This is a genomic window from Streptomyces sp. NPDC050422, from assembly GCF_044458665.1.
In the GTDB taxonomy this organism is placed as follows: Bacteria; Actinomycetota; Actinomycetes; order Streptomycetales; family Streptomycetaceae; genus Streptomyces.
Genome location: NZ_JBITIE010000014.1, coordinates 62,553 through 82,585 on the forward strand (window position 1 = coordinate 62,553; position 20,033 = coordinate 82,585).

The window sequence follows — 20,033 nt, forward strand, 5'->3', positions numbered from 1 at the left end:
CGCGGGTGCTCCCGGGGCGCTGCCCCGGACCCCGCTCCTCAATCGCCGGAGGGGCTTGGTTTTGCCCGGCGGGGCTTGGTTTTGCCCGGCGGGGCTTGGTTTTGCCCGGCGGGGCTTGGTTTTGCCCGGCGGGGCTTGGTTTTGATCGGCCGGGGCTTGGTTTTGATCGGCCGGGGCCGGAATCCAGCCCCGCCGGCGTTTGAGGCGCGGGGTCCGGGGCAGCGCCCCGGGTGTCAGCGGCGGCCCCGCCGCGCGTCCCGCACCCGGCGCAGGCGGTTCACCGTCACCGGGTCCGCCTCCAGGGCCCGGCGGTCGTCGAGCAGGGCGTTCAGCAGCTGGTAATAGCGGGTCGGGGAGATGCCGAGCTGTTCCCTGATCGCCCGCTCCTTCGCCCCCGGCCCCGCCCACGACTGCCGCTCGACCGCCAGCACCGCGCGGTCCCGGTCGGAGAGCTGGGCGGGCGGGACGGGCTCGTCGTCGGGGCCGTTCGGGGGGAGGGCGGTCATATCAGCCAATATATTGCGCCGGCCTCGGGCCGCTACTCCGCGCTCTCCGCGGCCGTTGCCTCCTGCGCGATGTGCTGGAGCACGCTCTGCGGGTTCGCTCCCGGCTCGACCGCCCTGCCGATGTTCTCCTTGATCGACTCACTGGCCTGGGCCCAGGACGTCTTGCCGACCGGGTAGAACTCGGCGTCCGGCAGCGCAGCCAGGAACTGGTGGAGCGGCTTGGACTTGGGGTCGTCCTCCATCGCCGCCGACGCGGAGTCGGTGACCGGCAGCAGGTCGTACTTGTCGGCGAACTCGATCACGTTCTTGTCGCTGAACATGAAGTCGAAGAACTTGCCCATCTCGACACGGTGGCCGTTCTGCTTGAACCCCATGATCCAGTCGGCGACGCCCATCGACGCCTTGGTCGGCCCGTCGGCGCCGGGCAGCTGCACCATGCCGAAGTTCACGCCCTGCTTCTGGGCCTCCTCCATCAGGGTGGGGTGGCCGTTGAGCATGCCGACGTCGCCCTTGGTGAACGCCGCGAAGGCCTTGGCGCGGTCGAGCTTGCCGGGGGCGACGGGGCCGACGAGGCCCTTGTCGACGAGGTTCGACTTCAGCCAGTCGAAGGTCTGGACGTTCTCGGCCGAGTCGATGTTGTACGAGCCCACGTCGTCGGTGTAGCCACCGCCGCCGCTGAGCAGCCACATCATGGTCTCGGCCTGCGCCTCCTCCTGGCCCAGCGGCAGCGCGAACGGGTACTTCACCCCGCGCTGCTTGAGCGCCGTCGCGTCGGCGGCTATGTCGTCCCAGGTCTGCGGGGCCTTGAGGCCCGCCCGGGAGAAGAGGTCCTTGTTGTAGAAGAGCAGCCGGGTGCTGGCCACGAACGGCAGCCCGTACTGGACCCGGCTGACCCGGCCGGCCTCCGCGAGCTTCGGCAGGAAGTTGGCCTGGGTGGGGATGCTGAGCATCTGGTCGGCGGAGTAGAGCTTGCCGGCCTTGGCGTAGTCCGCGTACGCGCCGATCTGCGCGATGTCGGGGGCCTTTCCGTCCTTCACCATCTCGGCGACCTTGCGGTCGACGTCCGTCCAGGGAAGGACGGTCACGTCGACCTTGATGCCGGGGTGGGACGCCTCGAAGCTCCGGGCGATCCCGTCCCAGTACGTCTGCGACTTGTCTGCCTCGCCGGTGCCGTAGTCGGCCGCGACCAGTTTCAGCGTTACGTCGCCCGAGCCGCCGTCGGCGCCGCAGCCCGCCAGTGTGACCGTCATGCCCAGTGCGGCGACAGCCGCCGTCAGTCCCAAGTAACGCCGCTGCACAGCCCAGTCCGTCCCTCGTCGATTGCGCCACCCGCGGCACCCACGTCGGCATGGGGGCCCTCCGGATGAGCTGCGATTTTGCACCACCCCGGACAGCAGGTCTATACCACCGAGGTATCGCTTTCGCAGCAAAGCAGCATTGCACGGGACGCGGAGCGACTGCTAAGGAGGTCTCGGCCGGGCAGGACCCGGCGCGTCCACCACGAGCCGCCCCAGCCAGCGCCCAGCCGCGAGGAGCCGTCCAGCATGTCCCGTACCGCATCAGAAATCGCCACCCAGCCCAGCTGCTGGCGTCGTGCCGCGGAGGCGGGCGCCTCCTTCGACGGGCTGCCGCGTCCGGGCGAGCGGGTCGCCGTGACCGGGTGCGGCACCTCCTGGTTCATGGCCATCGCCTACGCGGCACTGCGGGAGGCGGCCGGGCAGGGCGAGACGGACGCGTACGCCTCCTCGGAGTTCCCGGCCGGGCGGGCGTACGACCGGGTCGTGGCGATCACCCGTTCCGGTACGACGAGCGAGGTGCTGGCGCTGCTGGGCGAGCTGCGCGGCAGGACGCCCACGCTGGCGCTGACCGCCGACCCGAAGACGCCGGTCATGGAGGCCGCCGACGGCGTGGCCGTCCTGGACTGGGCGGACGAGGAGTCGGTGGTCCAGACCCGGTTCGCCACCACCGCCCTCGCGTTCCTGCGGGCGGGCCTGGAGGCGGCGGGCCCGCTCCCGGCCGGCGTGAAGACGGTCGCCGAGGCGGCCGTGGACGCGGAGCTGGCGGTGACCGAGCCGCTGGACGAGGCGGTGGTCGCGGCCGAGCAGTGGACGTTCCTCGGGCGCGGCTGGACCTACGGTCTCGCGCAGGAGGCCGGGCTGAAGATGCGCGAGGCGGCGGGCGCCTGGACCGAGTCGTACCCCGCGATGGAGTACCGGCACGGCCCGATCGCGATCACCGGTCCGAACCGGGTGGCGTGGGTCTTCGGCGCACTGCCCGAGGGGCTCGCCGGTGAGGTCGCGGCGGTCGGCGGGACGCTCGTCGCCCACCGGTCGGCCGACCCGATGGCCGACCTGATCCGGGCGCAGCGGCTCGCGGTGGTCCTCGCGGAGTCGAAGGGCTACGACCCGGACCATCCGCGCAACCTGTCGCGCAGCGTGATCCTTCCGGGGTAGCGCTGCCGGGCCCCGATCCGCCGAACAGGGCGCAGGCCCTTGTCGGCGGGTTGTGGCCGGTTGCCGCCGGGTTGTGGCCCCGATTTTGTATGGATGCGCAACAAACAGCGATAGTGGACTAGACCTTTTGGGGTTCGTCGGGCGAAACTGTTCCCCGTGAAACACGTCATCGCCCTCGATGTGGGCGGCACCGGAATGAAGGCCGCACTGGTCGGGGCCGACGGCACCCTGCTCTACGAGGCACGGCGCGCGACCGGCAGAGAGCGGGGGCCCGACGCCGTCGTGGAGTCGATCCTCGCCTTCGCGGCGGATCTGCGCGCGTACGGCGAGGAGCACTTCGGCGAGAGCGCCCTCGCGGCCGGCGTCGCGGTGCCCGGCATCATCGACGCCGAGAACGGGGTCGCCGTCTACGCGGCGAACCTGGGCTGGCGCGACGTACCCATGCGCCGGCTGCTCGGCGAACGGCTCGGTGGCGTACCGGTGGCCCTCGGCCACGACGTCAGGACCGGCGGGCTCGCCGAGGGCCGGATCGGGGCGGGCCGGGGCGCGGACCGGTTCATGTTCATCCCGCTGGGCACCGGGATCGCCGGAGCCATCGGCATCGCGGGTGCCATCGAGGCGGGCGCACACGGCTACGCGGGCGAGATCGGCCACATCGTGATCCGGCCGGACGGCCCGGACTGCCCCTGCGGCCAGCGCGGCTGCCTCGAGACGCTGGCCTCCGCGTCCGCCGTCAGCCGCGCCTGGGCCGCCGCCTCCGGCGCCCCGGAGGCCGATGCCGCCGACTGCGCCAAGGCCGTCGAATCGGGCGACCCGAAGGCCGTCGAGGTCTGGCGCGATGCCGTCGACGCGCTCGCCGCCGGACTGGTCACCGCGCTCACCCTGCTCGACCCCCGCACGCTCATCATCGGTGGCGGTCTCGCCGAGGCCGGGGAAACCTTGTTCACACCACTCCGTGCGGCCGTCGAGGAACGCGTCACGTTCCAGAAGCTGCCCCACATCGTCCCGGCGGCCCTCGGGGACACCGCCGGATGCCTGGGCGCAGGGCTGCTCGCCTGGGATCTTCTCTCCACGGAGGTATCCGCCTGATGGCCGGACGCGCAGACAGCACCGTTCTCGCAGGTGCCCGGGTGGTACTCCCCACCGGCACCGTCGAGAACGGCCGGGTGATCGTCGAAGGCACCCGCATCGCCGGCAGCCGGGCGGAGGACGCCCGGATCGTCGACCTGTCCGGCCACTGGATCGTTCCCGGCTTCGTGGACATGCACAACCACGGCGGCGGTGGCGGCTCCTTCACCTCCGGCACCGTGGAGGACGTCCTCACCGGCGTCCGCACCCACCGCGAGCACGGCACCACCACCCTGGTCGCCTCCACCGTCACCGGCGAGATGGACTTCCTCGCCGAACGGGCCGGCATCCTCTCCGAGCTCGTCGAACAGGGCGACCTGGCCGGCATCCACTTCGAGGGCCCCTTCATCTCCCCGTGCCGCAAGGGCGCCCACAGCGAGGGGCTGCTGCGCCACCCGGACCCGGCCGAGGTCCGCAAGCTGATGGACGCGGCGCGCGGCACCGCGAAGATGTTCACGCTCGCCACCGAACTGCCCGGCGGCATCGACTCCGTACGGCTGCTCGCCGAACACGGCGTCATCGCCGCGATCGGGCACACGGACGCCACGTACGAGCAGACCGTCGAGGCGATCGACGCCGGTGCCACCGTGGCCACGCACCTGTACAACGCGATGCCGCCCTTCGGACACCGCTCACCCGGCCCGATCGCCGCCCTCCTGGAGGACGAGCGGATCACCGTCGAACTCATCAACGACGGCACGCACCTGCACCCGGCCGCCCTGGAGCTCGCCTACCACCACGCGGGCGCGCACCGCGTCGCACTGATCACCGACGCCATGGACGCGGCCGGCTTCGGCGACGGCCAGTACCAGCTCGGCCCGCTCGCCGTCGAGGTCAAGGACGGCGTCGCCCGGCTCGTCGAGGGCGGCTCCATCGCGGGCTCCACCCTCACCCTGGACACCGCGTTCCACCGGGCCGTCACCATCGACCGGATCGCGGTCGGCGACGTGGTGCAGTCCATCTCCGCCAACCCGGCCCGGCTCCTCGGTGTGTACGACCGGGTCGGCTCGCTGGAGCCCGGCAAGGACGCCGACCTCGTCGTCCTGGACGAGGAGTTCCGGCTCAAGGGCGTCATGCGCAAGGGCGAGTGGATCGTGCGGCCGCAGGCGGTCCGGTCCGCCTGACCGGACCGCCCTCCGCGTAACGACGTATCGACGTATCGACGTAACGAAGAGACGGCGGTTGGTTCCGACGTCTGGGCCGACCGCCGTCTCTTTGACATGATCGCGTAGGAAACCAGCAGGGAAAGCGCGTTCTGGAAAGAGATCCGCGCTCCATACGGATCGAAGGGGCGGCCGAGGTGATCCTCACGGTCACGCTGAACACGGCACTCGACCTGACGTACGGCGTACCGGCACTCGTCCCGCACTCCAGCCACCGCGTCACCGACCTCTCCGAGCGCCCCGGCGGCAAGGGCGTCAACGTCGCCCGCGTGCTCGCCGCCCTCGGCCACGACAGCGTCGTCACCGGCTTCGTCGGAGGCACCACCGGAGCCGTGCTGCGCGAACTGCTCGCCGCACTCCCCTCCGGCCCCGCGACCGTCACCGACGCCCTCGTTCCCGTGGCCGGCGACACCCGGCGCACCCTGGCCGTCGTCGACCGCACCACCGGGGACACCACCCAGTTCAACGAACCCGGACCGCACGTCACCGCCGACGAGTGGACCGCGTTCCTCGGCTCGTACGGCGAACTGCTCACCGCCGCCGACGCCGTCGCCCTGTGCGGCAGCCTGCCGCCCGGTATCCACGTGGGCGCGTACGCCGAACTGGTCCGCCTCGCCCGCACCGCGGGCGTCCCCGTCCTCCTGGACACCAGCGGCGAACCGCTGCGCCGCGGCATCGCCGCCCGCCCCGACCTGATCAAGCCGAACGCCGACGAGCTCGCCCAGCTCACCGGCGCCCGCGAACCCCTGCGCGGCGCCCGGGACGCCCGCCGCCGCGGGGCGCACGGGGTGATCGCCTCGCTGGGCCCCGACGGCATGCTGGCGGTCTCCCCCGACGGCACCTGGCAGGCGTCCCCGCCCGCGCCCGTCAAGGGCAATCCGACCGGGGCCGGCGACTCCGCGGTGGCCGGACTGCTGTCCGGGCTCGTGGAGGGCCTGGACTGGCCGGACCGGCTGCGACGGGCGGTGGCACTGTCGACGGCGACCGTGCTCTCCCCCACGGCCGGTGACTTCGACCGTGCGGCGTACGAGGAGCTGCTGCCGCGCGTCGGTATCGAGGAACACGCAGACGCGGCCTGAACGCCGCGCCCCCACCGGGCCCGTCCGCCGGGCCCGAGGAAACCACAGAGGTCAGCATGCCGCTCGTCAGCACCGGTGAACTCGTCTCCGCCGCCCAGGCCGAGGGACGCGGGATCGCCGCCTTCAACGTCATCACGCTGGAGCACGCCGAGGCGATCGCCGCCGGGGCCGAGCGCGCCGGCGCCCCCGCCATCCTCCAGATCTCCGAGAACGCCGTGAAGTTCCACGGCGGCCGGCTCGCCCCCATCGCCGCCGCCGCAGCGGCCGTCGCCCGCACCTCCGGCGTCCCCCTCGCCCTCCACCTCGACCACGTCGAGTCCGTGGAACTGCTGCACCAGGCACACGACGAGGGCTTCGGCTCGGTCATGTTCGACGCCTCCAAGCTGGGTTACGAGGAGAACGTGCGGGCCACCGCCGCCGCGGTCGCCTGGGGCCACGAGCGCTCCATCTGGATCGAGGCCGAGCTCGGCAAGGTCGGCGGCAAGGAGGGCGAGGCCCCGCTCGACGCCCACGCCCCCGGCGTCCGCACCGACCCGGCCGAGGCCGCCGCGTACGTCCGCGCCACCGGCGTCGACGCCCTGGCCGTCGCCGTCGGCTCCTCGCACGCCATGACCGAGCGCACCGCCGCCCTGGACCACGCACTGATCGGCCGGCTGCGCGACGCCGTCCCCGTCCCGCTGGTACTGCACGGCTCCAGCGGCGTCCCCGACGAGGAGATCCGCCAGGCCGTCGCGTCCTCCGGCATGGTCAAGATCAACGTCGGTACGGCACTGAACACGGCGTTCACCGGAGCCGTCCGCGCCCACCTGGCCGAGCACACCACCGGCGTGGACCCGCGCAAGTACATCGCCCCCGGCCGCGAGGCGATGGCCGCGACGGTGGCCGGCTTCCTCGCCCTGATGGGCTGAGAAACGCGACCGGCCCCTCGCCGCTGGGCGAGGGGCCGGAACACGTATGGACGGGGCAGGTCAGCGCTTCTGGTGACCGGCCTTCAGCGACAGCTGGTCCAGGTTGGCATCACACTGGTCGCCCTCGTTGCAGGAGATCATCAAGGTGTTCGGACCCTTGGTGAGGTTGACGTAGGCGTACGTCGTCGTCCACCCCTTCTCCAGATCGCCCTCGGGGGCGTTGGCGAAGTTCGTCATGTTGATGGAGCGCGGATCCTCGGCGTTCACCGTGAGCGACGTCTTGGCGTCCTTGCCCGGCACGCCGTACGTCACGAACAGCGTGTACTCGCCGGCCTCCGGCACCTCGACGGACCAGGTCGCGGACCTGCCCACGGCGTTGAGGTTGATGTACTGCCCGTTGTTGCTCTTGGCACCCTTGACGGTGTTGTCGAGCCCCGCGTCGCCGCCGAGCTTGAGCGACGCCGCGTCCTGCTTCGGGAGCTCGACGGGGGCCGCGGAACTCTTGGACGGCTCCGGGGTCGGCGACTGCTCGACCTGACCGCCCGCGCCGGCGGACGACGTGGCCTCGTCCTTCTTCTTGTCCTTGTCGTCGCTCGTCATCAGCGCGGCTCCGATGCCGATGAGTACGACCGCGACCACCGCGACCGCCCCGATCAGCAGGCCCTTGGTGTTCGGGCCCCCCTTGCCGGAACCGCCGCCACTGCCGCGGCCGCCCTGGTGGGGCACCTGCGTGGTGGCGCCACCGGGGTACGTCTCCGGGGCCGCGTACTGCGCGTTCGGCTGGTTGTACTGGGCGTTCGGCTGACCGTAGGGCGCCTGCTGCTGCCCGTACGCCTGCTGCGGCGGCACCTGCCCGTACTGGCGCTCGCCGACGGTCCGCACCTGGTTGTACGAGGTCCGTGGCACGCCCGGCTGCGCGGCGGGACCCGGGTAGCCGTAGCCGCCCTGTCCACCCTGCCCCGGTGGCTGTGCACCGGCTGCCTGTCCGTCCTCGTAGAGGTAGCCGAACGGATCGTCGTCCTCGGGTGTGCTCGCGCCGTTGTTCCCGGCCATCCCTGGGTCACTCCTCACCATGTCGCCAGCCGTCGCCGAATATCGCCAGCCGTGGCCGACCGGCCGAGCCTACCCCGAACGGACCACACCAAGAATTGCCGGAGGGGAGAACCCACTGAGCCGCGCACCCCCGAAACCACGTGCCGGCGAACGTCAGCCGGCCCGGCGGTGAACCTTCGAACGGGACCGCTTCTCGACGTACATCCGCTGGTCGGCGGAGCGCAGCACCTCTTCGGCGGTCATGCCGCAGGCGGCCCAGCCGATACCGAAACTCGCCCCGACCCGGACCGCCCGGCCGTCGACCCGAATGGGCGGAATGATGGCGTTACGCAGACGTACGGCCAGGTCCGCGGCGTCCGCGGACCCCAGCCCGTCCGCGAGAACGACGAATTCGTCACCCCCGAGCCGGGCGACGGTGTCCCCGTCGCGGACACACGTGGTGAGCCGCCGGGCGACCTCGATGAGAACCGCGTCACCCGTGTGATGGCCGAAGCGGTCGTTGATCGACTTGAAGCCGTCCAGGTCGCAGAAGAGGACCGCCAGCCCCTTCGACCCGTCGTCGTCCACCGTGTCCGGTGCGACGGAATGCACATGGTGGTCGTACGGGCCGACACCCCGCCCGGCGTCGAACGCCTCGACGGGGAAGCCGTGCGCCTGGGCCTCGTCCACATCGCCGTAGGCCGCGTCCAGCGCCTGCACGTCGGTGGACGCCACCGAGTGCGGGCGCTCGCACAGCCGGGCGCTGAGCCGGGCCCGCAGCTCCGCACTGTTGGGCAGCCCGGTCAGGGCGTCGTGCGAAGCGCGGTGCGCGAGGTTCAGCTCGTGGCGCTTGCGCTCCTCTATGTCCTCGACGTGCGTGAGCAGGAAGCGCGGCCCGTCCGCGGTGTCCGCGACGACGGAGTTGCGCAGCGAGACCCACAGATAGGTGCCGTCCCGGCGGCCCAGCCGCAGCTCGGCACGGCCGCCCTCGGCGGAGGTGCGGAGCAGGGTGCCGATGTCCTCGGGGTGGACCAGGTCGGCGAAGGAGTAGCGGCGCAGCACCGAGGCGGGGCGGCCCAGGAGCCGGCACAGGGCGTCGTTGGTGCGCAGCAGCCTGCCGTGCTGGTCGCCGCCGATCTCCGCGATGGCCATGCCGCTGGGGGCGTACTCGAAGGCCTGGCGGAAGGATTCCTCGCTGGCCCGCAGCGCCTGCTGTTCGCGCTCCAGGCGGACCAGGGCGCGCTGCATGTTTGCCCGGAGCCTGGCGTTACTGATCGCGATGGCCGACTGGGACGCGTACATCTGGAGCGCCTCGCGCCCCCAGGCGCCGGGCCTGCGCCCGTTGCGTGGGCGGTCGACGGATATGACGCCGAGGAGGTCGAGGCCGCCGCCCGAGGCGTACATCGGGGCGTAGAGCCGGTCCTGCGGGTGCCACTCGTCCTCGAAGCGGGGTTCGGGGCCCTCGGTGTGCCACTGCGGGACGTCGTCGTCGAGGAGGACCCAGCCGTCGGTGTGGGGTATGAAGCGGAGCTCGTCCCATATCTCGCCCATGGCCAGCCGACGCTCCCAGGAGGTGCGGGAGCCGACGCGGCCGGTGATCAGGGCCTCGGCGGCGCTGTTGCCGGCGAAGGCGGCGACGACGAGATCACCGTCGGGACGGACGAGGTTGACGCAGGCGAGCTCGTAGCCGAGACCGGCGACGATTCCGTCGGCGACGGTCTGCAGTGTGTCGGCCAGGCTCCGCGCCGTGTTGAGATCGGCCACGGCCTGGTGCAGCTGCCGCATCGTCGCAAGACGGACGTACGGCTCCGACTCGGCCTCCATCGCTCGCACTCCCCGAGACCTCGACAGCACTCCAGATTTCATATCGACGTACTTGACGTACTTACTGCAGTGTCACGGCCACTGAATCACACTGAGCTGTGCACCCGGTACACAGGGTCAACAAATATTGCACTCTGTGACTCAAGTCACAACAGATGATGAAGGGTCACAAGTGCCGCTCTTGAGTGGTCCGTCCTTTTCTTGAACGCACACGCACACGCACCACGCACCACGCACCACGCACCACGCGCAACGCGCAACGCGCAACGCACGACGGCCACCACAGCCGGGCCCGGGACGACAGGTCCTAGGACCTGACTGGTCCCCTGGCCCGATGCGGGGGACCACCGTACGCGGCTAGCGTTCCCGGTGTGTTGCAGACGAAGCCCCCCACCCCGCGTACCGAAGCCGTCCCCCATGCTGAGGGGGTGAGCAACGACGAGTTCCGCGGCGCCCTCGCCCGGCTGGCAGCCGGAGTGGTGCTGATCACCGCACAGGAGCCCCCGCTCGACGAGCACGGGCGCGGCGAGGACGTGGGGATGACGGCGACCGCCTTCATGTCGGTGTCGCTCGACCCGCCGCTGGTCATGGTGAGCCTGCGCAACGACTCCCGGATGGACGACCTGCTGGCGGAACAGCCACTGTGGGCCGTCTCCGTACTGGCGGAGAGCCAGCGGCACATCGCGGGCCGGTTCGCCATGAAGGGCCGGATCAGCGACCGGCTGCTCTTCGAGGACATCCCCTATGTACGGGGGGACGTCACCGGCGCACCCCTGGTCGGCGGCGCGCTCGCCACGCTGGAGTGCCGTACCGAGCAGCGAATCACGGCGGGGGACCACACGCTGGTGATCGGCCGGGTGCTCGGTGCGCAACTGCCGAGCGGGGACGGCGGCCCGCTGACGTACTTCCTCGGGCGCTACCGGCAGCTGGGCTGAACCGGACCGCCGACGGGCCGGGCGGGCGCTACCAGTCGCGGCCGGAGCGGCCCCGCTTGGTGTCGCCGCGCTGCTTCTTCTCGCGCAGCCGCCGTTCGTTGATGCCGCGCGGGATCTTGCGCTTGACGCGCGCCTTGGGGGGCGGCGCGGTGGCCTCGGCCAGCAGGGCCGTGAGGCGCACGGCGGCCGTCTCGCGGTTGCGCCACTGCGAGCGGTGCTCCGAGGAGCGGACCGACACGACGCCGTTGACCAGCCGGCTCGCCAGCCGCTCCAGCGCGCGTTCCTTCCACACCTCGGGCAGCGACTCGGTCGCTGCGAGGTCGAAGCGCAGCTCCACCTGGGAGTCGCTGGTGTTGACGTGCTGCCCGCCTGGCCCCGAGGACCGCGAGAAACGCCACATGAGCTCGGCCTCCGGCAGGGAGACCGCACCACGGATGACATAGGGCCCGGACATGACACCCATGTTCCCCGCCCGGCGGGTGGTTCGTCACCTCCTTTTGACGCCCGCCCTGCTCCGTCTGTCCGCACCCCGTCATCAGTTCGGTAAAGAAAGTAAAGGCGGAAGGAACCTCACGGTCCCCTGCCTGCGTTATGAACTGTGACGGTAGCTTCGTGATGGCACGAAGCCCGCATACGACAGATGAAAGGGACTTCCCATGGCAGTAAGCCTGTCCAAGGGCGGCAACGTCTCCCTCACCAAGGAGGCCCCCGGCCTCACCGCCGTCACGGTCGGCCTCGGCTGGGACGTCCGTACCACCACCGGCACCGACTTCGACCTCGACGCGTCCGCGATCGCGGTCAACTCCGCCGGGAAGGTCTTCTCCGACGGGCACTTCGTCTTCTTCAACAACAAGGCGACGCCGGACCAGACCATCGTGCACACCGGTGACAACGTCACGGGTGAGGGCGAGGGCGACGACGAGCAGATCAACGTCAACCTGGCGGGCCTGCCGGCCGACATCGACAAGATCGTCTTCCCGGTGTCGATCTACGACGCCGAGACCCGCAGCCAGAACTTCGGCCAGGTGCGGAACGCCTACATCCGCATCCTCAACCAGGCCGGCGGCGCCGAGATCGCGCGCTACGACCTGAGCGAGGACGCCGCCACCGAGACCGCCATGGTCTTCGGCGAGCTGTACCGCAACGGCGCCGAGTGGAAGTTCCGCGCCGTGGGCCAGGGCTACGCCTCGGGCCTGCGCGGCATCGCCTCGGACTTCGGCGTCACTCTCTGACTCCGACGCTCCGGCACATCTGCTTCACAGGAGCCCCCGGCCGAACGTCCTGCGGCCGGGGGCTCCCGCATGTCCGCATACCACCGGACACCCCCAACGGGACGCACGACACGCAGTGTTGTGCCATTGATGGAAGTCCGCCGGATAGCGGACACAGTCGCGCCCAAGTCGGACAAGAAACGGTCAAAGAATTGTGAGGTAATTGTTGGTACACCGTCAAAGTTGGTCATTCGGTGGCACGCTCTCCGCTCGTAACCCCCCACGGAACGAGCAACGGAGAACGCATGACCCCCCACATGAACACCCGTCGCGCCGCAGCCCTGGCCGCCGTGGCCGCGATGGTCGTCGTCGGAGTGCAGACCGGTGCGGCGAACGCCACCCCGGGCGCCTCGGACAACGGTTCCTCCGCCTCCCCCCGCACCGCGTCCCCCGCCTTCAACAGCGCCTCCGCACGCACCGGCGCCATCAAATCGGCCCAGACCGAGGCCGCTTCGGCCGCCGGTTCGCTCGGGCTCGGCGCCCAGGAGAAGCTGATCGTCCGTGACGTGATCAAGGACGCCAACGGCACGGTCCACACCCGCTACGAGCGCACCTACGCCGGACTGCCCGTCCTCGGCGGCGACCTCGTCACCCACACCGCGAGCAGCGGCAAGGTCAAGAGCGTCACCAAGGCGACCAAGGCCCGGATATCCGTGCCGTCCACGACGGCGAAGATCAAGACCGCGGCGAGCGCCCGCAAGGTGATCTGGGCGCGCGGCACCACGCCCGTCCTCGCCTTCGAGACCGTGAAGACCGGTGTACAGAAGGACGGCACCCCGAGCCGGATGCACATCATCACGGACGCCATCACCGGCAAGAAGCTGCACAGCTACGAGGCCGTCGAGACCGCCGGTGTCGGCAACAGCCAGTACAGCGGCAAGGTCGACCTCTCCACCACCGCCTCCGGTTCGGGCTTCGAGCTGACCGACGGCGACCGCGGCGGCCACAAGACGTACGACCTGAACCAGGGCGAGAGCGGCACCGGCGACCTCGTCACCGACGACGACGACACCTGGGGCGACGGCACCGGCAACGACCGCCAGACCGCCGCAGTCGACGCCCACTACGGCGCCGCGATGACCTGGGACTTCTACAAGTCGGCCCTCGGCCGCGACGGCATCGCCGGCGACGGCAAGGCCGCCTACTCCCGGGTCCACTACGGCGACGCGTACGTCAACGCGTTCTGGGACGACAGCTGCTTCTGCATGACCTACGGCGACGGCGCCGACAACAAGAGCGCCCTCACCGGCCTCGACGTCGCCGGCCACGAGATGAGCCACGGCCTGACCGCCGCCACCGCCAACCTCGACTACGCCGGAGAGTCCGGCGGCCTCAATGAGGCGACCAGCGACATCTTCGGCACCTCCGTGGAGTTCTTCGCCGACAACGCCACCGACGTCGGCGACTACCTCATCGGCGAGAAGATCGACATCAACGGCGACGGCACCCCGCTGCGCTACATGGACAAGCCCAGCAAGGACGGCGGCTCGGCCGACTACTGGGACAGCAGCGTCGGCGACCAGGACGTGCACTACTCGTCCGGCGTCGCCAACCACTTCTTCTACCTGCTGGCCGAGGGCAGCGGCGCGAAGACCATCAACGGCGTCGACTACGACTCCCCGACCTCCGACGGCTCCACCGTCACCGGCATCGGCCGGGACAAGGCCGTCCAGATCTGGTACAAGGCCCTCTCCGAGTACATGACCTCGACCACCGACTACGCGGCCGCACGCGTCGCGACCGAGAAGGCGGCGACCGACCTGTACGGGGCGGACAGCGCCGAACTCAAGGCGGTCGACGCCGCCTGGACCGGCGTCAACGTGAAGTAACGCCCGCCGTCACGCACGGGAGCCGGTCAGCCGTCCGCGGCGGGCCGGCTCCTGCCGTACAGCCAGTCCTTCCACAGCTCCGACAGGTCCTCGCCGGTGTAGTCCTCCACATACGCGGTGAAGTCCGCCGTCGAGACGTTGCCGTGCCGGTGCGCCTTCGCCCATCCGGCGAGCAGCGCGAAGAACTCCTCGTCGTCGTCGACCACTTCGCGGATCTTGTGGATCACCATGGCCCCGCGCCCGTACACCGGGTCCTGCGAGATGTCCGCGGCGCTCGGCGGATCGGCGGGCGGGAACGCCCAGTTCTTCTCGTCCTCGTAGGCCTCGTCGAAGGACTCCTGGGCCGGGGTGTCCTCCTTCTCCTCGGCCCACAGCCACTGCGCGTACGTCGCCAGGCCCTCGTTGAGCCACATGTCCCGCCAGGTCGCGGGCGTGACCGAGTCGCCGAACCACTGGTGCGCCATCTCGTGGACCAGCAGCTCCATGGTCGGCGGCCCGGGGAAGAACGGCCGGTTCTGCGTCTCCAGGGCGTACCCCGCATCGTCCTCGCGGTCCACGATCGCGCCCGTGGCGGAGAACGGGTACGGGCCGAAGTGCTCCGCCTCCCACGCCACCACCTCGGGGACCCGGGCCAGCGCCCGCGCGCTCGCCTTCTCCGACTCCGGGTCCACGGCGGTGAACACGGTGATGCCGCCCGCCATGGTCGACGTCTTCGTGGTGAAGCGGCCGACGGCCAGGGTGGCGAGGTAGCTCGCCATCGGTTCGGCGGTGTGCCAGCGGTAGGTGGTGCGGTCCCCTGCCGTCGTCGGCGGCCCGGCCGGCACCCCGTTGGAGACCGCCGTCAGCCCCTTGGGGACGGTGACCGTCAGGTCGTACGAGGCCTTGTCGCTCGGGTGGTGATTGCCCGGGAACCACGCCATCGACCCCGTCGGCTCCCCGAGGGCGAGCGCGCCGTCGTCGGTGGGCAGCCACCCTTCCTCGGACTCGTCGGCATCGGTGATGGTCTTCGGGGAGCCGGAGTAGCGGATGACCGTACGGAACGTCTCACCCTTGTGGAGCCGGTCCTCGACCTTCGCGTCCGTACGCAGCGTCAGCTCGTTGCCCGCCCGGTTGACGGCGGCCGGGCGCCCCTCCACGGTCGCCGAGTCCACGGTCAGCCCGGCCAGGTCGAGGTTGAACGAGCTCAGGTCCTGGGTGGCCCGCGCGGTGATCTCGGCGGTCCCGCGCAGTGTCTGCTCGTCCGGATCGACGTCGAGCGTGAGGTCGTAGTGCGTGACGTCGTAGCCGCCGTTGCCGAGCTTCGGGAAGTACGGGTCATGCAGACCGGAGGCGCCGGGTTTGCCCTCCACCCCGCCGGTTCCGGCGGTGCAGGCGGACGCGAGGACGGCGAGGGCGAGCAGCAGGGCGGCGGGCCCGGCGGCTGTCCTGCGGGTGCCGCGTGCCGTGTCGCATGCCGGGCCGCGTGCCGTGTCGCTTACCGGGCCGCGTGCCGTGTCGCGTGCCGTGTCGCGTGCCGGGCCGCGTGCCGTGTCGCTTACCGGGGGTCGGTGATCCACACCCATGATCCTATGTGCGGAATGTCGGAGTCCGGGGATACCGGGTCGGGCCGAATCCGGTCCCGCGATAGTCGGAGCACCGCGATGGCCGGCGGCCGCTCACCCGCCGCCGGCCGTAGGGGGCGGTGCCTGCCGTAGGGGGCGGTGCCGGCCGTAGGGGGCGGCGTCGAGCAGCTGCTGATCGAGGGCGTTCATATCCGTCTCCCGCGGTTGGTGGTGACTACTTCGCGAGGGCGGCGACCCCGGCCCGGGCGAACTTCTCGTCGAGGTCGCCGCTGGGCGCTCCGGCCACGCCGATGCCCGCCACCGGAGCACCCTTGACCTGCACCGGGGCACCGCCCGCGAGGAACAGGGTGCCAGGGATGTCCTTCAGGTTCGGGGCCTGGGCGAGCCGCCCGGCAAGCTCGGACGTCGGGGCGTTCCAGGACACGGCGGTGTACGCCTTCTTCTCGGCCGACTCGTACGCCTGCGGGCCGGAGCCGTCGCCGCGCAGCGTCAGGATGGTGTTCCCGTTGCGGTCGACGACGGAGACTGCGACGCGCTGGTTCTCCTTCTCCGCGGCGTCGAGGGCGGCCTGCGCGGCCTTCGACGCGGCGTCCACGGTCAGGTGCGTGGACTGCTGGAGGTTGCGGTTCGCGGTGTCCGCCTTGACGGTGGCGGCGGGCGCGGCGGCCGGGGTGGAGGCGTTCGCGGACATGGCGCCGAAGGTGCCGGCCCCGAGGGCGGCGGCGGCGACGGCACCGGTGAGGACTCGGGTGCGCAGCGACATCTTCTTCATGGTGGGGCTCCTGGGATGCGTGCCGGTGTGGCGGGGTGGTGTGGTTCCTGCGTTCTGTGTTCCATCCTTGGGCCGGTTCCGGGGCCGTTCGGTCGTCGTACCGGCTCGACGCCGCGCGCGGATCGGCTGACAGCCCCATCGGCCGATCGGTTGATGCGGAGGCGCCCGTTCGGGGTGACGATGAGATGTCCGCGCAGGTCAGGAGCAGGGGTACGAGGTGGATCAGGAGTACGAAGGGATGCGGCGAAGCCGGTCGGCGCGCGGCGCCGGGCAGGCCGACGGCCCCGGCACCCGCGGGCCGGCCGACTCCGGCACCCACGGCCAGGCCGACTCCGGTACCCGCGCTCTGGCCCTGCTCATGCACGCCGCGTTCTTCCTGCTGCTGGGTGCCTCACTGACCCGGTTCCTGCTGCGGCACCCCGGCGAGACGCGCACCCCGTGGATCATCGGCCTGTCCGTCGCCCTCGCCGTCCTCTACGTACTCGGCCCGGTCCTCGGCTCCCGGCCGACGCCCCGCAGCCTCGTCCGGCTCGGGGTGCTGGTCGCCGTGTGGATGGTGCTGGTCGTCCTCGCGCCCAGCTTCGCCTGGTGTGCGGTCCCGCTCTTCTACACCGGGCTGCGCATCCTGCCGCCACGTGCCGCGCTCGCCCTGGTCGCGCTGCTGACCCTGTTCGTCGTCGCCGCACAACTGCGGCTGGCCGACGGCTTCGACCCGAACCTGGTCCTCGCCCCGCCCGCCGTCGCGGCCGTCGCCACCGCCGTCTTCATCCACATGCAACGCCAGGCCGTCACCCAGGGCCGGCTGATCGACGACCTGCTCCGCACCCGCCGCGAACTGGCCGCCACCGAACGGCGCGAAGGCACCCTCGCCGAGCGCCAGCGGCTCTCCATGGAGATCCACGACACCCTGGCCCAGGGCCTGTCCAGCCAGCAGATGCTGCTCCAGGCCGCCGACCGCACCTGGGACACCGACCCGGCGACCGCCCGCCGCCACGTCCGTACCGCCACCGGCATCGCGGAACACAACCTCGCCGAAGCCCGCCGCTTCGTCCACGACCTGGCCCCCGCCGACCTCGCCGAGGGCGGCGGCCTGGAGGCGGCGCTGCACGCCCTCGCCGCCCGCGAGACCGCGCAGGCCGCCGGCCGGCTCACCGTCCGCTGCCACGTCGAGGGCACACCGCACACCGCCCTGCCCGACCGCGTTCAGTCCGCACTGCTGCGGATCGCCCAGGGCGCCCTGGCCAACGTCACCGAGCACGCGGGCGCCACCGAGGCCGCCCTGACCCTCACCCACCTGGGCGACCGGACCGTCCTCGACATCGCCGACAACGGCCACGGCTTCACCCCCGGAACCGGAACCGGACCGTCGGGCGGCGTGCGCGGACACGGGCTGCCCGCGATGCGCGCCCGGCTCCAGCAGCTCGGCGGCACCCTGGCCATCGAGTCCGCCCCCGGCGAGGGCACCGTGGTGACCGCCACCGCCCCCCTCACCGACGCACCCGCCGGCCCCCTCACCCCCCAGGACCCCGCATGACCGCCGCACACCCGCCCGTACGGATCCTGCTCTGCGACGACCACGCGGTCGTACGCGCCGGACTCCTCGCCCTCCTCGGCAGCGAACCCGACATCGAGGTCGTCGGCGAGGCCGGCAGCGGCGAGGAAGCCGTCGCCCTCGCCGCCAAGCTCACCCCCGACGTCGTCCTGATGGACCTCCAGCTGGGCGAGGGCATCGACGGCGTCGAGACGACCCGCCGCATCGTGGCCGGCACCGACGGCGCCCACGTCCTCGTCCTCACCACGTACGACACCGACGCCGACATCACCCGCGCCATCGAGGCGGGCGCCACCGGCTACCTGCTGAAGGCCGAGCGCCCCGAGGAACTCTTCGCCGCGATCCGCTCCGCCGCCCAGGGCCGCACCACCCTGTCCCCGCCCGTCGCCAGCCGCGTCATGGCCCGCATGCGCACCCCGCTGCCCACCCTCACCGACCGCGAACGCGACATCCTCGGCCAGCTCTCCCAGGGCCTGGGCAACCGCGACATCGCCCGCGCCCTGTTCATCAGCGAGGCCACCGTCAAGACGCACCTGGGCCGCATCTACGACAAGCTCGGCGTCGACACCCGCGCCGGAGCCGTCTCCGTGGCCAAGGAACAGCGGCTGCTGCCCTGAGCAACCCCGCCCCCGCCTCCACTGATGCGGGACCGACACGCCGGGCATGACACCATCGAACCGTGCTCGACATCGGCTACTCCCTCTCCCGACGCTTCCCCGATCCCCCGCAGACCGACTACCGCCGAGCGGACGTCCACGCCCTGCGCCACGATCTGTTCTCCGGGGACGTCTACCTCGCGGACACCAAAGAGGACCGCGAAGTATCCACAGCCTGGGGATGGGTGCCGGTACTCGACTTCGCCTGGGCCCTGTGCGACATCGTCGAGAAGATCGACCAGGACCCCCGCGGCAACCGCTCGCACCGCCGCCAGTTCGCCGAACTCGACTTCACCGAGTCCTCCGACCGCATGCTCTTCGAGCGCCGCTTCGGCTGGGTCGACGTCGAGGCCGACTGGATGCCCGCCGAGGAAGCACCGCTCACCTTCAGCCACTCCCTGCTGCGCCGCGAGGCCCGCGACTTCCTGCACGACCTGATCGCCGACCTCGCCGACATGCACGAGGGCCTCGCCGACAACCCCACGATCTGGGACCTCCAGGCCCGCTTCCCCCGCCTCTGACCGGAGCCCGCCCCCCGAGACGCTCGCGGCGGCCCCGTCACGCCTCCACCCGCACCCCGATCTGCGCCGCGAACGCCGGAGCCAGCTCCATCAGCTGCGACGGGCTGATCACCGCACCCGCCAGCCGCTCCACACCCCGCGCGATGTCCAGCTCCGCGACCGCCCGCAGGTCCACCGACTCCATCCGCACCGCACTGAAGTCGGCCCGCTTCAGCACACAGTCCCGGAACTCCACCCGAGTCAGCTGCGCCGCCCCGAAATCCGGCTCCGACAGCACGCACCCCTCGAACACCACGTCCTTCAGCCGGGCCTTCCGCAGATTCAGGTAATCGATCTTCCCGCCCCTGATCAGGACCCGCTCCAGCACCGCCCCGTGCATCTGCACCCCGCCCAGGCGCGCGTCGACGACCTCCACATCCCGCAGCGACACCCCCGCGAGATCGGTGCCCACCCCCCGTACACCCGTCAGCACCGAATCGATGAACCGCGACCTGACCAGATCCGTACGGTCCAAGGCACAGCCCTCCAGCGCGCAGTCCATGAACCGGGCCCCCGGACCCGACTCGTCCGCCAGATCCACCCCGTCGAACCGCACACCGTCGTAATCCCCGTCCGGCTCCAGCCCGCCGCCCCCGTACGACACCAGCGGAGGCAGCCGCACCTCCGGCCGCCGGGCCTCGGCCACCCCGCCCTTCGCTCCCCTGCCGGCCCTGCCCGTACCGCCACCACTACCGCCGCTGCGCACCATGACCCCATCGTGACGCACACCACTGACAACGCCCCGCCGCCGATGTCACATCCCCGCCCCGCCGCACGTCCCGTAACCAGACGCACCTCCAGCG

Annotated in this window: 19 protein-coding genes; 11 read left to right on the top strand and 8 right to left on the bottom strand. The window is 71.4% G+C overall.

Annotation, left to right across the window (positions count from 1 at the left end; translation table 11 throughout):
* Positions 1-233: 233 nt before the first annotated feature.
* Positions 234-506 (bottom strand): DUF3263 domain-containing protein, encoded by a 273-nt coding sequence (locus ACIBJG_RS22735; protein ID WP_399309867.1) that lies wholly within the window; start codon positions 504-506, stop codon positions 234-236.
* Positions 507-538: 32 nt separating this feature from the next.
* A complete protein-coding gene (locus ACIBJG_RS22740) occupies positions 539-1,756 on the bottom strand; it encodes an extracellular solute-binding protein (protein ID WP_399310172.1) in 1,218 nt (405 codons plus the stop codon).
* A 294-nt stretch (positions 1,757-2,050) separates the two neighbouring features.
* Here ACIBJG_RS22740 and ACIBJG_RS22745 point away from each other — a divergent pair, with 294 nt between their 5' ends.
* The 5 genes from ACIBJG_RS22745 (at position 2,051) to ACIBJG_RS22765 (ending at position 7,237) form a co-directional block, all read left to right on the top strand.
* Positions 2,051-2,959 (top strand): SIS domain-containing protein, encoded by a 909-nt coding sequence (locus ACIBJG_RS22745; RefSeq protein WP_399309869.1) that lies wholly within the window; start codon positions 2,051-2,053, stop codon positions 2,957-2,959.
* Between the two features lie 156 nt (positions 2,960-3,115).
* On the top strand, positions 3,116-4,048 hold the full coding sequence (locus ACIBJG_RS22750) for an ROK family protein (protein WP_399309871.1): 933 nt from the start codon (positions 3,116-3,118) through the stop codon (positions 4,046-4,048).
* Positions 4,048-5,211: an N-acetylglucosamine-6-phosphate deacetylase gene (gene nagA / locus ACIBJG_RS22755; RefSeq protein ID WP_399309872.1), complete on the top strand. Its 1,164-nt coding sequence runs from the start codon at positions 4,048-4,050 to the stop codon at positions 5,209-5,211. The genes ACIBJG_RS22750 and nagA overlap by 1 nt, the downstream gene beginning before the upstream one ends.
* Positions 5,212-5,387: 176 nt before the next feature.
* Positions 5,388-6,329: a 1-phosphofructokinase family hexose kinase gene (locus tag ACIBJG_RS22760; RefSeq protein ID WP_399309873.1), complete on the top strand. Its 942-nt coding sequence runs from the start codon at positions 5,388-5,390 to the stop codon at positions 6,327-6,329.
* 56 nt (positions 6,330-6,385) lie between these two features.
* Positions 6,386-7,237, top strand: coding sequence for a ketose-bisphosphate aldolase (locus ACIBJG_RS22765; protein WP_399309874.1), 852 nt, complete (start codon positions 6,386-6,388; stop codon positions 7,235-7,237).
* 60 nt (positions 7,238-7,297) lie between these two features.
* Here the strand turns inward: ACIBJG_RS22765 and ACIBJG_RS22770 are convergent, their stop codons facing one another.
* Together ACIBJG_RS22770 and cdgB are read right to left on the bottom strand one after the other, a co-directional pair.
* On the bottom strand, positions 7,298-8,290 hold the full coding sequence (locus ACIBJG_RS22770) for a carbohydrate-binding protein (RefSeq protein WP_399309876.1): 993 nt from the start codon (positions 8,288-8,290) through the stop codon (positions 7,298-7,300).
* 153 nt (positions 8,291-8,443) lie between these two features.
* Entirely contained in the window at positions 8,444-10,093 is a 1,650-nt protein-coding gene (gene cdgB / locus ACIBJG_RS22775; RefSeq protein WP_399309878.1) for a diguanylate cyclase CdgB, read from the bottom strand.
* 428 nt (positions 10,094-10,521) lie between these two features.
* On the opposite strand from cdgB, the gene ACIBJG_RS22780 reads away from it, so the two are divergent.
* Entirely contained in the window at positions 10,522-11,028 is a 507-nt protein-coding gene (locus ACIBJG_RS22780; RefSeq protein ID WP_399309880.1) for a flavin reductase family protein, read from the top strand.
* Positions 11,029-11,056: 28 nt separating this feature from the next.
* On the opposite strand, the gene arfB is transcribed toward ACIBJG_RS22780, so the two are convergent.
* Positions 11,057-11,482 carry an alternative ribosome rescue aminoacyl-tRNA hydrolase ArfB gene (gene arfB / locus ACIBJG_RS22785; protein ID WP_399309882.1) on the bottom strand — a complete coding sequence of 142 codons (426 nt, stop codon included), beginning with the start codon at positions 11,480-11,482 and terminating at the stop codon, positions 11,057-11,059.
* Between the two features lie 202 nt (positions 11,483-11,684).
* Between arfB and ACIBJG_RS22790 the strand changes: the two genes are divergently transcribed.
* On the top strand, positions 11,685-12,260 hold the full coding sequence (locus tag ACIBJG_RS22790) for a TerD family protein (RefSeq protein ID WP_399309883.1): 576 nt from the start codon (positions 11,685-11,687) through the stop codon (positions 12,258-12,260).
* Between the two features lie 284 nt (positions 12,261-12,544).
* Positions 12,545-14,128, top strand: coding sequence for a M4 family metallopeptidase (locus ACIBJG_RS22795; protein ID WP_399309885.1), 1,584 nt, complete (start codon positions 12,545-12,547; stop codon positions 14,126-14,128).
* 26 nt (positions 14,129-14,154) lie between these two features.
* Here the strand turns inward: ACIBJG_RS22795 and ACIBJG_RS22800 are convergent, their stop codons facing one another.
* Both ACIBJG_RS22800 and ACIBJG_RS22805 read right to left on the bottom strand, forming a co-directional pair.
* Positions 14,155-15,528 carry a M1 family metallopeptidase gene (locus ACIBJG_RS22800; protein WP_399310173.1) on the bottom strand — a complete coding sequence of 458 codons (1,374 nt, stop codon included), beginning with the start codon at positions 15,526-15,528 and terminating at the stop codon, positions 14,155-14,157.
* Positions 15,529-15,904: 376 nt separating this feature from the next.
* Entirely contained in the window at positions 15,905-16,462 is a 558-nt protein-coding gene (locus ACIBJG_RS22805) for a heme-binding protein (RefSeq protein WP_399309886.1), read from the bottom strand.
* A gap of 238 nt (positions 16,463-16,700) precedes the next feature.
* Here ACIBJG_RS22805 and ACIBJG_RS22810 point away from each other — a divergent pair, with 238 nt between their 5' ends.
* From ACIBJG_RS22810 to ACIBJG_RS22820, 3 genes are all read left to right on the top strand, one after another.
* Positions 16,701-17,996, top strand: a complete 1,296-nt coding sequence (locus ACIBJG_RS22810; RefSeq protein WP_399309888.1) for a sensor histidine kinase — start codon at positions 16,701-16,703, stop codon at positions 17,994-17,996.
* Positions 17,993-18,631, top strand: coding sequence for a response regulator (locus ACIBJG_RS22815; RefSeq protein ID WP_399309890.1), 639 nt, complete (start codon positions 17,993-17,995; stop codon positions 18,629-18,631). The genes ACIBJG_RS22810 and ACIBJG_RS22815 overlap by 4 nt, the downstream gene beginning before the upstream one ends.
* Positions 18,632-18,693: 62 nt before the next feature.
* Positions 18,694-19,191 carry a hypothetical protein gene (locus ACIBJG_RS22820; protein ID WP_399309892.1) on the top strand — a complete coding sequence of 166 codons (498 nt, stop codon included), beginning with the start codon at positions 18,694-18,696 and terminating at the stop codon, positions 19,189-19,191.
* A 37-nt stretch (positions 19,192-19,228) separates the two neighbouring features.
* Here the strand turns inward: ACIBJG_RS22820 and ACIBJG_RS22825 are convergent, their stop codons facing one another.
* On the bottom strand, positions 19,229-19,939 hold the full coding sequence (locus ACIBJG_RS22825) for a pentapeptide repeat-containing protein (RefSeq protein WP_399309894.1): 711 nt from the start codon (positions 19,937-19,939) through the stop codon (positions 19,229-19,231).
* Between the last annotated feature and the right edge of the window lie 94 nt (positions 19,940-20,033).